The 14,970-nt window shown below is 38.0% G+C and carries 9 protein-coding genes; 6 read left to right on the top strand and 3 right to left on the bottom strand.

All coding sequences use genetic code 11. The features are described from left to right. The first annotated feature begins 384 nt into the window (after positions 1-384). Complete coding sequence (locus KO495_RS13230) at positions 385-3,003, top strand: TonB-dependent receptor (protein WP_215980882.1); 2,619 nt, start codon at positions 385-387, stop codon at positions 3,001-3,003. Between the two features lie 104 nt (positions 3,004-3,107). Next, the gene (locus KO495_RS13235) at positions 3,108-4,637 is read left to right on the top strand and encodes a tryptophan halogenase family protein (protein ID WP_215981064.1); all 1,530 of its coding nucleotides are present in this window, start codon (positions 3,108-3,110) and stop codon (positions 4,635-4,637) included. Between the two features lie 86 nt (positions 4,638-4,723). On the opposite strand, the gene KO495_RS13240 is transcribed toward KO495_RS13235, so the two are convergent. From KO495_RS13240 to KO495_RS13250, 3 genes are all read right to left on the bottom strand, one after another. Next, the gene (locus KO495_RS13240; RefSeq protein WP_215980883.1) at positions 4,724-6,283 is read right to left on the bottom strand and encodes a tryptophan halogenase family protein; all 1,560 of its coding nucleotides are present in this window, start codon (positions 6,281-6,283) and stop codon (positions 4,724-4,726) included. A gap of 12 nt (positions 6,284-6,295) precedes the next feature. Further along, complete coding sequence (locus KO495_RS13245; protein WP_252738950.1) at positions 6,296-7,003, bottom strand: SapC family protein; 708 nt, start codon at positions 7,001-7,003, stop codon at positions 6,296-6,298. A gap of 91 nt (positions 7,004-7,094) precedes the next feature. Continuing rightward, a complete protein-coding gene (locus KO495_RS13250) occupies positions 7,095-7,811 on the bottom strand; it encodes a DUF6445 family protein (protein WP_215980885.1) in 717 nt (238 codons plus the stop codon). 208 nt (positions 7,812-8,019) lie between these two features. Here KO495_RS13250 and KO495_RS13255 point away from each other — a divergent pair, with 208 nt between their 5' ends. From KO495_RS13255 to nagP, 4 genes are all read left to right on the top strand, one after another. Continuing rightward, a complete protein-coding gene (locus KO495_RS13255; RefSeq protein ID WP_252738951.1) occupies positions 8,020-10,680 on the top strand; it encodes a family 20 glycosylhydrolase in 2,661 nt (886 codons plus the stop codon). 441 nt (positions 10,681-11,121) lie between these two features. Continuing rightward, the gene (gene nagK, locus KO495_RS13260) at positions 11,122-12,042 is read left to right on the top strand and encodes an N-acetylglucosamine kinase (RefSeq protein ID WP_215980887.1); all 921 of its coding nucleotides are present in this window, start codon (positions 11,122-11,124) and stop codon (positions 12,040-12,042) included. 57 nt (positions 12,043-12,099) lie between these two features. Beyond that, on the top strand, positions 12,100-13,233 hold the full coding sequence (gene nagA / locus KO495_RS13265) for an N-acetylglucosamine-6-phosphate deacetylase (protein WP_215980888.1): 1,134 nt from the start codon (positions 12,100-12,102) through the stop codon (positions 13,231-13,233). 113 nt (positions 13,234-13,346) lie between these two features. Then, positions 13,347-14,651 (top strand): N-acetylglucosamine MFS transporter NagP, encoded by a 1,305-nt coding sequence (gene nagP / locus KO495_RS13270; RefSeq protein WP_215981065.1) that lies wholly within the window; start codon positions 13,347-13,349, stop codon positions 14,649-14,651. Positions 14,652-14,970: the final 319 nt, after the last annotated feature.

A 14,970-nucleotide genomic window follows, 5' to 3' on the forward strand; every position in this document is an offset into this window, starting at 1 on the left:
GAATCGCTAAGGGGCTTTTTTGTCTTAATGAATATAGAATTAGTGAATTTTTATTCTCTCTTTTTGAATTGTTAGTCGTTAAGTGTGTTTTTGTGTCTTTTTTTTGTTCGAAAATAAACTATTTTGCAGTCTAATACAGGTTTGTAACAAAAAAAAGTTCTTGTTAAAACCCTTTTAAATCAGTGTCTTTTGTTGATTTATGTTATTTTTATGCAAATATTTGTTAATTTATTCTAGCCAAATGAACTAATAAAAGGTAAGGTTTTAGTTATCTCATGACAGCGTTGTCATTAAAGGCGAATGCAAAGATTTGAGATTTAGTGAAATAATCATACTAGATATAAAAAAATATTTTAAAAACAAAACGTGTGTAAGGGAAAGTCGATGTCATCAAAAACATTTAAAAAAGGTTTCTTAGCGAGTTCAATCGCTATGGTTTTAGCTGGTGTATCAGCACAAGCTAGCGCGGCTGATGAAGCAGCTGCTGCAGTAAATAAAGACGAAGTTGAAGTAATTCAGGTTACTGGTATTCGTGGTTCATTAAAAGCATCATTAAATGCTAAGCGTTTTTCTAACGCTGTGCTTGATGCGGTATCATCAGAAGACATTGGTAAATTCCCTGATGGCGATGTTGGTGAATCATTAGGTCGTATTCCTGGTGTTGCTGTTAACCGTCAATTTGGTCAAGGTCAGCAAGTTTCTATTCGTGGTGCTTCTGCACAATTAACACGTACTTTATTAAACGGTCACACAGTTGCATCAACTGGTTGGTACGACCAACAAGATATTGACCGTAGCTTTAACTACACTTTATTACCTCCTGAGTTAGTTGGTGGTATTGAAGTATACAAGTCATCACAAGCAAACATCGTTGAAGGTGGCGTTGGTGGTACAGTTATCGTTAAAACTCGTAAGCCTTTAGATTTAGAAGCTAATACATTATTCGCAAGCGTTAAAGCTGATTACGGTACAGTGTCTGAAGAAGCAGATCCTGAAGTTTCAGGTTTATACAGCTGGAAAAATGATAGCGAAAGCTTTGGTGTTTTAATCGCAGGTTCATTCTCTGATCAAAACTACCAACGTAACGGTATTGAGTCATTAGTTGGTTGGGGTGACATTGTTCCTTCAACGTTTGAGCAAATGCGTGAGCGTACAGCGCTTAACCTTGCTGTTCAGTATGCACCAACTGATGAACTAGAGTTTGGTTTAACAGTAACAAGTTTAGAGCTTCAAGCTGATAACTTAAATACTTCGTTGTTCGCTATGTTCCCAGATGATAAAGATGCTAGCTGTGAGCAAACAAATGCTGACGGTACATGTACATTCTACCGTCGTCCAGGTACTGGTGCTAATCCAGGTTGGGCACAAACATGGGCTCGTTCAACAGGTATGACTTCAGATACTTATGATTTCGATTGGAAATATGAAGCGGAAAACTTCACATTATCAGGTCGTGTAGGTAATACTAAATCTGAAGGCGGTACAAACCTTACAGCTAACTACGGTTTCTGGTTAGGTACTCCTAGTGATTACGAGGGGACTTACGATGCAACAGGCGATGTAATCGCTATTGATATTGCAAATAAAGTATTTGGCGCTGAAGATTTTGCTGGCGACTTATCATCAGCAGGTTGGGCACTTAAAAAGCAACCTAACTCTGATGAAGAAACTTATGTAAATATTGATGTAGAAGTTCCTCTAGACTTAGGTGCGATTAGTGCAGTTAAAGCAGGTTTCCGTTATGCAGATCACTCTGTTTCGCAACAAACATTAAATGCTAATTCTTCTGGTATTGTTGGCCAAGACGCTTCAGCATTCTACTCAGGTACTATGACATCAGGCGCTGGTTTTGTATTACCTAAGCCAAACTTTAACGCAATGATTTCTGATTCTTATCAGTTTATTGATAGTTATTCAGAAGCTAAAGACGGCTACGGTACTGTTGATGAAGAAAACTTAGCTGTTTATGCAATGGCTGATTTTGAAGGTGACGGTGTTCGTGGTAACTTCGGTATTCGTTATGTAACAACTGATGCATCATCATCTTACTATGACTTAGATGCTCAAGGTAACTACGCTGATACATTATCAACAGATACTCAGGACTACAGTGAAGTATTACCAAGTGTAAACGTTGCATTTGATTTATCTGATGACGTGATTTTACGTACGTCAGCGGCACAAGTTATGTCTCGTCCTAACTACACAGATATGTTCTCTAGCTATGCATTACCTGGTTACAATGACGGTACTGCAGGTAACGAGCGTGTTCAACGTGGTAACGTAGGTTTAAACCCGTTTAAAGCATTCCAATCTGACTTAGGTGTAGAATGGTACTTCAGTGAAGACGGTATGTTCAGTGCAACTTACTTCTTAAAAGAAGTAAATTCATTTGTAACAACTGTTCAGGTTCTTAACCAACAAATTGGTATTGAAGATCCTAACCTTGAAGCTGCAGGCGGAAGCTCTTGTGGTGTAGGCGTTTACGATTGTTGGACACTTATCAACAAAGAAAACGCAACTGGCGGTAAGATCAAAGGTATGGAGTTCCAACTTCAAGACGCATTTAGCAACGGCTTAGGTTACTCTGTAAACTACACTTATGCTGACGCAAGCTCTCCTGCAAGTAACTACCCTGATCAAATAGGTGTTTTCTCAGATTCATCTAAGCACACTGTTAACACTGTTGGTTACTACGAGAATGATTTCTTATCAGCTCGTTTAGCGTACAACTGGCGTTCAGAGTACATGATTCGTGAGTCTGGTTTCTACGGTCAACGTCAACACAAAGACTACGGTACATTAGACTTTAGTGCTACTTGGTCTGCAACTGATTACTTAGATGTAACATTTGAAGCAGTTAACATTCTTGAAGAAGATAGTGTTCAAGTGGGTATTGCAAGTGGCGATGCACAGGTTAAACCTGAGCTTAGACACGGCTACCCAGCGTGGAGTTTTGAAGGCGAAGCACGTTATAAAGTGGGTGTAGCTGTTCGTTTCTAAACGACAGTTAATAACTACTTAATAAAACCCAGCCTCGGCTGGGTTTTTTTATATAGAAACTGCTGTATTATCAGTACAATAAAAAATGATAATTTAATAGGATGATAGCTATGCAGAATATTGTCATTGTGGGTGGTGGAACAGCGGGCTGGTTGGCTGCAAACCATTTAGGTAAAAAATTTAATCATAATGATGCAGTCACTGTTACTTTGATTGAATCTCCTGATATAGCACCTATTGGTGTTGGGGAAGGAACTGTTCCTCATATTAGAAAAACCTTGTCTAGCTTTGGTATTAGTGAAACTGAGTTTATTCGTGAATGCGATGTTACCTTTAAACAATCTATTAAGTTTGTGAATTGGATGGATAAAGCAAAGCATGGTAGCGATAATTTTTTTCACCATTTGTTTGATGCTCCCAGTAAGTTTGGTGATGATTTAACGCCATATTGGCTTAATTCTGGAGCAGAAAAAGCATACGCAGATATGGTTTCTCCACAGCATAGTGCTTGTGAAAAGCAAAAAGCCCCTAAGTCTATTACGACCCCTGAGTATGAAGGAACACTTGGTTATGCTTACCATTTGAATGCGGCTAAATTTGCTAATTTATTACGAAAAAATGCCGTTGAAAACTTTGGCGTTCAGCATATAAAAGCAAATGTTTTGGAGGCAGAGCTACATGAAAGTGGTGCTGTAGCAGCACTGATTACTAAAGAAAGTGGTAGGTTGGCCTATGACTTTTATATAGATTGCAGTGGTTTTGAATCATTGCTACTGGGTAAAGCTTTACAAGTTCCTTTTATTGAAAAGTCTAAAGAGTTATTAGTAAATTCTGCATTGGTAGTTCAAGTGCCTACTCAAGAGAATGATGAAATTCCGCCTTATACCGTTGCAACAGCACATCAAGCTGGCTGGATCTGGGATATTGCTTTGATTAATAGACGTGGGGTTGGTTTTGTTTATTCTAGCGATCATATGAGTGATGAAGAAGCAATAAACAAATTAGATCGTTATTTACATGGTAATCCTACAGGGCTGAAGTATCGAAAAATTCCAATGAAAGTTGGACACAGGGAAAAATTCTGGCATAAAAACTGTGTATCATTAGGGTTAGCGCAAGGATTTTTAGAGCCGCTAGAAGCAACCTCTATTTTGTTAACTGATTTTGCTGCAGGCTTTTTAGCTGATCGTTTTCCACAATCCTTCGAACAAACATCTGAACTAGAACAACGATTTAATCATGTGATGGGTTACGCTTGGGATAGAGTTATTGACTTTATTAAATTACATTATTGTATTTCAGATAGGGAAGATTCACAGTTTTGGTTGGACAATAAAAAGTCAGAAACTATTCCTGATACACTTAAAAAGCGATTAGCATTATGGCAACACTTTAGCCCTCAAAGAGAAGATTTTTTTAGCAAATTTGAAATATTCGATTACGATAATTATTTATATTTGCTTTATGGGATGCACTATCAAAGTAAGTTGTCAGCATTATCATCGCAGTATCATAGTGCCGCCAAAGAACATGCTTTACGTATAAGTACTATTTCAGAACAACTTAATCAAAAGCTGCCAGGTCATAGAGAGTTAATTAATAAGATCAAAAAATATGGTTTACAGGCTCTCTAACCGTGCATAAAAAAGCCCAAATCATAAGTATTGGGCTTTATTTTGGTGTGTCAGTGATACGCTTTTATAGAGGTAGTGAGTTGTGTTTACTTACTTTTAGGCCATTTATCCCCATAAACTTTAGCAAGTTGCTCGTTATGAACTGAAAATTGTTGACTGACATGCTGACAATAATTAATGATTTCTGCGGTAGGCGCGACTTTTATATGTTGCTCTGGCTTTGTCACTGTTGTTGGAAAGTGACCTTTTCCAGCAAATAAGCAATACCAGCTAGGTGCAAAGTAGGTTAACTCAGCATTGTGACGTGTTAATTCCGCTTCGAAGTCTCCGCCTTTTGTGTGCCATGCATTAAGTAGAGCGTTCAAGCGAGGTGAGTTGTTTGTGTTATCGCGATTATCACACCAATATTGGCTATCAGTGCGTGAGTTTAGGCGATAATGAGCAACAATATAATCTTTTATACTCTCAAATACTTCATTTAGCTGGGAGTTGAAAATATTTTGTTGGCCTGCGGTATCACGTTGTTCGGTAAACATTTCTTCGTAATGACTAATAAATAGTTCGACAGTATGCTGAATTAACATCAGTGCCGTTGCTTCTAACGGTTCAATAAAGCCTTGTGATAGACCTACAGCTAAAACATTTTTGTGCCAATGGTGTGTTAACCTACCGAGGCGCATAGGGATAACTCTAGCCTCATAACCTTCGCAGCTTTTACCTATATGGGCTCTAAGCTCTTTTTCTGCTTCTTCATCAGTAATGTATTTAGATGAATAAACATAGCCATTGCCATAACGGTTACTTAACGGGATATTCCATGCCCAGCCTGATGAAAGAGCTGTTGATGTTGTCTGTGAGGGAATATCTTGTGTACAGTCTATTGAAGACTGAATGGCAACCGCTCTATCATTGAATAAGCTGTCACTATAATCTACAAAGTCAACGTTAAGTGCTTTGCTGATTAACCGCGCAGCAAAACCTGTACAGTCGATAAATATATCAGCATTTTGTTCGCCATTAGCTTTTGTTATAAGGCTAGCAATTTCACCGCTGTTGTTGAGTGTGACATCATCAACGGTATCAACTAAATGTTTTACCCCCATTGAAAGTAGGCGTTTCTTTAAGAAGTTACCGACCAGTGCCGAGTCAAAATGGTAGCCATAATCCATTTCGTCTCTTAATTGTTGAGCGGCGATTGGACTTTTAAAGTTTTTGGCTAAATAAGACTGTAACCAGTAATCATCGGGGTGAGCGGGTACATCGATGCCATCTCGTCTTAAACGGGCGTTATGCATAAAAGCATTGCCTGTTTTCCAGTCGGCTTGAGAATAAAAAGGGTGAATGTAAGCGGAAAAGTCAGCGTAGGCGGGGTCATCTTTACTAGTCCAGCCGGGAAAGCTAATGCCGCATTTATAGGTGGCATTACATGCAGGCATCCATTCTGCTTCCTTTATGCCTAGGTAATTGAAGAATAACCGTAAGGCAGGGGTTGAACCTTCACCAACCCCTATTTTATTGATGACATCAGACTCAATAAGTAATATTTCAGTGCCTTTATCAGCCCATGCCTTCTGAATAAGACTTGCAGCCATCCATCCTGCGCTGCCGCCACCAAGAATTATTATTTTTTTAGGTTGTGCTGACATTCACAATTCTCTCTATTTCGCTTCGAATGCGTTTTGCTTTATGGTTAGGCGTGTTATTTGATGTAAAGAGGCTAAGTGTGCGTAAATTAGTGGTAATAACCCTTTAGTGCGTAGATCTTCAAATTCTTCAGTAGATAATGCGTTTAGCGCTTTTTCATCAATCAAATAGATACCGTTAAGTAAGAAAGGCTCTTGTTCACTAGTAAGTTTCACGTTGAGTTGTTTTGAAGCCAGTAACCTTTTCTTCGCAAAGATATCAATTATTGCTTGAGTTTGTTCGGTAAACTCGGCAACGCTTAGTAATGCTTGAGTTCTTTGTTTTAAAAATTCAGTTTGCTCGCCTTGCTCGTCAAATAAAGCATCACCAGTTTCAGTATTAACAAATACACTCTTTTCATCAATACATACAACGACTTCATCACTATTCTCATTGGTTTGTATTAATGAAAATGGCGCATTATGAAAACCTAACGGTGCTACAGCACAAGACCATTTTTCGTCTTGACAATACAAGTTAACGCCTGAGCGTATTCCCATCATGGCAACACTGATAAACTGCCCCGTTTCTTCATTTTTTACAAAAACAATAGGGAACTCTGTTGATAATGGAATGAAGTCTTGTACCGTGACAGGAATAAGTTGTTGTTCTTTAAAGCGAGAAACATTATTGTTTTTTTTAATTTTTACATTGGCATGTAATTTGTTATTTAAAGGGATCATGAAAGGTACTCCAGTATTATCTTTATAGTTATTTATTGGGTTGTTTTTAGGTGTTAAATGCATCAAAGCATATTAACAACAGAATGAATAGTTACTTCGTTGTTATACTCGCAAATGATGAAATAGAAAGCCGTCCTTGATTGATATCACCACAATAGCTTTCATTAGAAACCAAGTTAGCGCTATGTAATATATTGGCAGGGTATATAATTAAGCGATTAGGTTGAGCATCAATGGTTAACACTTGCTCAAATAAGCTCGTTGATTGGGTAATATAGCTAGCGTGCTCTTCTGGGCTTTGTGTTACTTTCTCTAACATTTCGGGGACAACGGCTTGGTGCTGCTGAGTAAAGGCAATTAAGTTTTTAGGTTTATAACGATAAAAGCTTGTACCGCCTAATGCTTGACCTGATAAATAATGAACGAAAGCGTAATCGTCATCATTACATGAGTCAACATGCGGCATTTTTTGGTTAGCACTCAGATCAGTTGGTGGGCAAGTGACTAAAGATAACAAACTTTTATTCAAGCTTGATTGATACACAGCATCAGGCTTAATTTCTTTTAATAGGATGTTGTCAAAAAAGGCCTTTAACAATCGAGTATAAGGTGCAGGCATTTTATCTCGCATACCAGGAAATAGCGTATTGTCTGAAAACATGGGGTTAAAATAGGCAATATTGTGCGCGAAATGCATAATAGCGTCACTATTAAATAAGAAATTATCAATGACCAATACCGATACATCGCTATCAGAGATTGTAACTTTATTTAAAGTGTAATCAGGGTTTACTCTTAGATTTTTCATGCTATTCATCGTTAGTGTTCTTATTTTAGCAATACTTGTGTGCACATACTCGTAATGTTGAATAAATCATCATTTTGATAAATCAATATACTCAGGTTTGACAGCGCTGTCAAAAATAGAGATAGTGAGCCAAGTTATAATATTAATAATAAACTATTTCGCCGTGAATCAACTCGGACAAAGGCCTTTTAAAATGCATATAAAAAAGATGAATAAAAAAATCTTAGCGTTAACTATTGCTGCTAGTTTTACCTTGCTAGGGTGTGAACAACCCATTAATAGCCAACAGGCTGATATACCTGCAGCAGAGCAACTAAAAATACTGCATAGCGCCACACAAATAGATGTTGATAATATTGCCGAAAATTTGCAGGTGAAGTACCGCTTGAACACCAATATCCCTAGTGAGCATTGTGATAGCGCTATTGAAAACGGCACTTGTTATGAAGCTGAGCTAAGCTTTAATGCATCAACAATTATTAACGCAAAAGATTGGTTCATTTACTTTAGTCATATTGCACCTATTCAATCCTTTGAAAGTGATGAGTTTTCGATAGAGCATATTAATGGCGACTTACATCGTATTAGCTTGCAAAATGGTTTTTCTGGCTTTAAAGCGGGTGAAATTAAAACAGTTTCATTTCGTGCTCAATTTTGGATGTTGGCAGAGTCAGATGCAATGCCTAACTATATTGTGAGTGCTCAAAACTTAAAACCGCGTGTTATTGAAAGTACTATACCAGTGATTGACCCTGAAACAGGGTTAGAAACGCTCATTCATATTGAATTAGCAAATGATCTTGATAAGCACTTTAAGCGGACTGTGAACGATAATACCGTACGATTAACAAGTGAAAACTTATTCGAACGTAACGCTGCGGCTAATCTCACCAGTGAAAAAAATAAAATTGCGGTTACTAATGCCATTATTCCAACACCTAAGTCCGTTACGATTGATGCCAAAAATGCCTTTTTGAATATCGATCAAGGGTTGGCGATTCATTTAGGTAATGTTGATAAAGCTCAAGTTGCTTCAGCGTTGAGTCGTTTAACGGCTTTAGGTATTGCTGAAAATAAGCAAGGATTGCCATTACATTTAAGTATTAGTGAGAATAAAGATAAATTATTGGGTAGCTACAGCCTTAATATTACCGATAAAGACATCAAAATTGTTGGTGTTGATGCGAATGGCGTTTTTAACGGCATTCAATCTTTAGCAAGTTTGGTGACTTTAGGTGAAACACGCCTACCTTTATTAAATGTTGATGATGAACCGCATTATACCTTTCGCGGTATGATGGTTGATGTTGCACGTAACTTCCATTCTAAAGAGTTCATTTTATCGTTACTGGACCAAATGGCTGCGTATAAGTTAAATAAGCTACATTTACATTTAGGTGATGATGAAGGTTGGCGTTTAGAGATTCCAAGCCTACCAGAGCTTACCGAAGTAGGCAGCAAACGTTGTTTTGATATTCAAGAAACAAGCTGTTTAATGCCGCAACTAGGCGCAGGTGTTGACCCCACGAGTTCTGTTAATGGCTACTATAGCGTTGCTGATTACCAAGAAATTCTAGCAGCAGCCACAGCGCGTCATATTCAGGTTATTCCATCATTAGATATGCCCGGACATTCACGTTCATCAGTAAAAGCGATGAATGCGCGTTATAAAAAATATCAAGCTTTAGAAGATGAAACTAAAGCCAAGCAGTTCTTATTAGATGACTTTGAAGATACCACTAAGTACTCCTCAGTGCAGTTTTATGGTGATAACACCATTAATGTTTGTCTAGAGTCATCATACGACTTTATTACTGAAGTCATGAAACAAGTTAAACAAATGCATAATGATGCAGGTCAACCATTAACACGCTATCACATCGGGGCTGATGAAACAGCAGGCGCTTGGATAGACTCACCTGCTTGTCAGCAATTTATTGCTAACAATGATAAAGGTGTTACTAGCATGAAAGAGCTTAGCGCTTATTTTATTGAGCGCGTTGCGAGTATCTTATCTGATTTAGATATTGAAACTGCAGGCTGGAGTGATGGTATGGAGCATACGCGTAAAGAGAATATGCCTGCTATTGTGCAAGCAAATGCGTGGGATGCTTTATTTTGGGGAGGGCATGACAAGGTTCACGCATTAACTAATCGTAATTGGCAAATGGTGTTATCAAGTCCTGAGGTTTTATACTTCGATCAACCTTATGAAGCAGATCCTAAAGAGCATGGCTATTACTGGGCTTCACGGGCAACCAATACTGAAAAAATCTTCCAATTTATGCCAGATAACTTACCGGCTCATGCTGAATTTTGGACAAATAGAGAGGGTAATGCCTATATTGCTGACGATACTAAAGTTCCATTAGCGCCAGGACAAAAATTTTATGGCATTCAAGGGCAGTTGTGGGGAGAAAATACTCGTACTGGTGCTATGGGTGAGCATAAAATTTACCCGCGCTTACTTGCGCTAGCGGAGCGTGCATGGTACTCAGCTTCATGGGCTGTGCCTTATGATTATCAAGGTAAAAAGTACAGTCAAGAAACTAACAATTTTACTGATGAAATGCAGGTTTCACGTGATAACGCGTGGGCTTTATTTGCCAATGTGCTCGGTCAAAAAGAGTTTGAAAAACTCGAACTTGCAAATATTGATTACCGCCTACCAACCGTTGGTGCTGTTATTAAAGATGGTAAGTTATTTGCAAATGTTGCCTTCCCAGGTTTAACTATTGAGTATAAAGTAGGTAATGGTGATTGGCTGACTTATGTTGAACCTGTAGTAGTGAAAGGTCCTGTTATGGTCCGTAGTCGTAGCATTAATGGTCTTCGTGCTAGTAGAACAACCATTGCTTTATCAAAGTAGCCAAATACAATAAATGCGAAGCATCAGCTTTAATAGCGGATGTTTCGCATTAGAAGTAATAAAGTCTTTCCGCTCTTTATTTTACAGTGTTATTCACATAGAGTGAGTACCTCGAACAGTAATTGTTACGGGAAATTTCCACCAATGTTATGACTTTTCACTCAGAAAGGTTTATATTTTTTACGAATAATAAGATGACATTAATAAAGCGGCGGCTAAGAGAAGTTAGATTCACCGCTTATTTTTTTTGTATAATTTAATTAAAATTGTTGGTTTTATAAAAAAGTAAATGACAACGCTGTCATTTATGGCTAAGATTAAAAGCATCAAAAATTGAACAATATTCTTTTCAAAAAATAAGTATTAATTCAGTATTACTGAATAATCATTAAATAAACGAAAAGTATATCTATGAGCACAAGCATAAATTAAGAGGCTGGTATGCTGACAAGCAGTGATAATAACAATGAGCTATTTTTAGGCATTGATGGTGGTGGTAGTAAATGTAAAACCATCATTATGAATAAAAATAATGAAGTCCTTGGTACGGGGATATCTGGACCGGGTAACCCACTTCACGGTTTCGAACAAGCAACCAACTCTATTACAGAGTCAGCTAAGTTAGCGTTAGAAGATGCAGGCTTAGCTCACATTGAATTAAATGAGCTTAATGCTGGTGTTGGTTTAGCTGGGGTAAATTTACCGGTATTATTTGACCAAATGGCGGCCTGGAAACACCCGTTTAAGCAAATGTATTTAGCAACTGACTTGTTAATAGCCTGTTTAGGGGCGCACCAAGGTAGTGATGGTGCAGTAATTATTACAGGTACTGGTTCATGTGGTTTTTCTTGTATTGATGAGGAGTACTCTATTTTAGGTGCTCATGGTTTCCCACATGGCGATAAAGGTAGTGGCGCGTGGTTTGGTTTACAAGCCGCTAAAAATGTATTGTTATCAATTGATGGCTTAGTTGAGCCAACAATTATGAATGATGTGCTATTAAATAAGTTGAACTGTAAAGATGATACTTGCCTAGTGGAAGCTATTGCCGGTAAAAAAGCGACTTATTATGCACAACTTGCGAACTTAGTATTTGATGCCGCAGAGCAGGGCGATAAAGTCGCACTGGATATTGTTAATGAAGGTGCAGAATATATTAATAGTATGGCACGCAGTCTAAAAGCTAAAAAACCTCCTCGCATGTCTATGATTGGTGGTTTAACCCCAAGATTGAAATCATGGCTTGCTAAAGAAATTCAAGCTGAGTTATCTGAGCCTTTAAGTGCACCAGAAGTAGGCGCGGTACTGTTTGCAAGACAAGAGTACGCCAAACAAGTAGCGAAGCAACAGCAATCAGCGTAATCTTACGTTAAAAACGATTTATTGCTGTAATTTCTTTAGACAAATATAGGAAACCCTATGACTTCAGTTCGACTTTATGCGCCACGCTTATTTGATGGTGAAAATTTTATCAATGAGCAAGTGCTTACATTAAGCCAAGGTAAGATAACGGCTATCGATCAAGAAACATCACGTTTTGATGTTAAGGCATCAGGTTTAGTTGTTCCAGGTTATATTGATTTACAAGTTAATGGTGGCGGTGGCGCATTGTTTAATGACTCGCCATCTGTTGAAAAACTGAAAACCATTATGGCTGCCCATGCCAAATATGGTACTACTGCGATGATGCCAACCTTGATCACTGACAAAGTGGAAGTGATGGCGCAAGCCGCTGATGCTATTGCTCAAGCAATTAATGAAAATGTTGCAGGGATTGTTGGTGTGCACTTTGAAGGGCCACACTTGTCTGTTGCAAAAAAAGGTACGCATTGTGCGGAGTACATTCGCCCTATTTCTGAGGCTGAATGGCAAGTGTTATCACGCCAAGATATTGGTCAAGTTATTGTTACCTTAGCGCCTGAAACTGTAGCACCTAACGATGTGAAACGTATGGTCGATTTAGGTATTAAAGTATGTATTGGTCACACCAATGCCGATTTTGAAACATCACAAAAGTCCATTGATGCTGGCGCTAGTGGCTTTACACACTTATTTAATGCTATGTCAGCATTTCAAGGGCGAGAGCCAGGTGTAGTTGGTAGTGCATTTTTAAATGACAATACCAGTTGTGGTTTAATTGTTGACGGGTTTCATGTTGACTATGCAAGCTGTCAAATAGCAATAAAAACTAAACCGCGTGGAAAAATATTCTTAGTGACAGATGCTATGCCACCGGTAGGTACAGACCAAACAGAATTCGCTTTATATGATCGCACTGTATATGTTGATAACGGAAAGTTAACTTCTACTACGGGTGAGCTTGCGGGATCCTCTTTAGATATGGCAAGTGCCGTTAAAAACACTCATTTGGGTTTAGGTGTTGAACTTGGTGAAGCCGTTCGCATGGGGAGTTTGTATCCTGCTGAATATCTGTATCAAGGACAAGAGGTTATCCGCGGCAAACTACAAGTGGGTAAACAAGCTGATTTTGTTATTTTAAATGATGACTTAACAGTAGATGAAACCTGGATATCAGGTGGAAAATTCAATTAATTAAACGACTTATTTGTACTAAATGAGAAATTTTTAGGACAAATAAGTTACTTAAACAAAAAATTCAAGCGATAATTATAACAATAACGCAAGTTAACGAGGAAGTTATGGAAATGTCTTTAACCGAAGAAAAAAAACAGAGTAATGCTCTACCCATGGTAATAGTTGCCGGACTATTCTTTATTTTAGGTTTTGCTACGTGGCTTAATGGCTCGTTAATGCCTTATCTACAACAAATACTACAACTGACTCCTTTTCAGGCGTCATTAATTATTTTCTCTTTCTATATTGCAGTAACGTTTACGGCACTACCTTCAGCGACTATTATTCGTAAAGTTGGTTATAAGAATGGTATGGCATTAGGTATGGCAACTATGATGGTCGCTGGCTTGTTGTTTATTCCAGCCGCTAAAACCCAAATATTTGCCTTATTTTTATTTGCTCAGCTAGTGATGGGTGCAGGTCAAACTTTATTACAAACAGCGGTTAACCCTTATGTTGTTCGTATTGGGCCAGAAGAATCAGCTGCTGCACGTATTTCTATCATGGGCATTATGAACAAAGGTGCAGGTGTTGTTGCTCCTATTGTATTCACCGCGCTTATTTTGAGTGGTTTTACTGACACAGTTGGCACTGAATTATCACAAAATCAAATTGATGACATGGCTAATAGCTTAATTCTTCCTTATCTAGGTATGGCATTATTTATTGGTTTACTAGGTTTTGCCGTTAAAAAATCACCTTTACCAGAGTTAGAGCAAGACGCTGATGATCAAACAGAAACTAAAGGTCAGCTTAAAGAAGCACTAGCACACCCTAACTTAGCGTTTGGTGTTATCGCTTTATTCTTATATGTAGCTGTTGAAGTTATTGCGGGTGATACTATTGGCTCTTTTGCCTTAGCGTTAGGTGTTGAAAAATACAGCGTGATGACCTCTTATACTATGGTTTGTATGGTTATTGGCTATATTTTAGGTATTGCTTTAATTCCTAAATTTATTTCTCAAGAAGCCGCATTAACCGCTTCAGCGATTTTAGGTGTGGTATTAAGCTTAGGTATTATTTTTGCTGATAATAACTCATTCGCCATTGCTAATGGCTTGTCGTTTATTCTTGGTGGTGTTCAACTACCCGATCCATTGATGTTATTGGCATTTCTTGGTTTAGCCAATGCTATCGTTTGGCCTGCTGTTTTCCCACTCGCTTTATCTGGTTTAGGTAAATTAACAAGTGTTGGCTCTGCTTTATTAGTAATGGGGATTGCCGGTGGCGCTTTTGGCCCAATGTTCTGGAGCCTTGCAAGTGGTTCAAGTGGTACTGCTGAAGCAGCACAAAGTGGCTATATTGTGATGGTACCTTGTTACTTATTCATTTTATTTTATGCAGTTAAAGGCTGCAAAATGAAGTCTTGGAAATAGTTATTCATTTTATTAGACTTGCTTTTGATGTAGCTTACAGCTAGATAAATCATCTAATACCGCAAGAAAAACCATCGTGTATTAAACGGTGATTCAAAAGGCCCTCTTATTGTTATCCAGTAAGAGGGTCTTTTTTATTCCTTTAAAAAACATAGGTTTAATCGGTTTTTATGGTTTGGTTATATATTATTCTCTTTTGTTGTTTAAAACGTGGTTGTCTGGTTGTACCAGATATTGACATGCTGGTACAACCAGATTAATATCTAACCAGTTACTAGGTCAGACCAGATGTTTTTTATCTTAATAATCAATAAAAATT

This window comes from Colwellia sp. D2M02 (assembly GCF_018860755.1).
In the GTDB taxonomy this organism is placed as follows: domain Bacteria; phylum Pseudomonadota; class Gammaproteobacteria; order Enterobacterales; family Alteromonadaceae; genus Colwellia; species Colwellia asteriadis.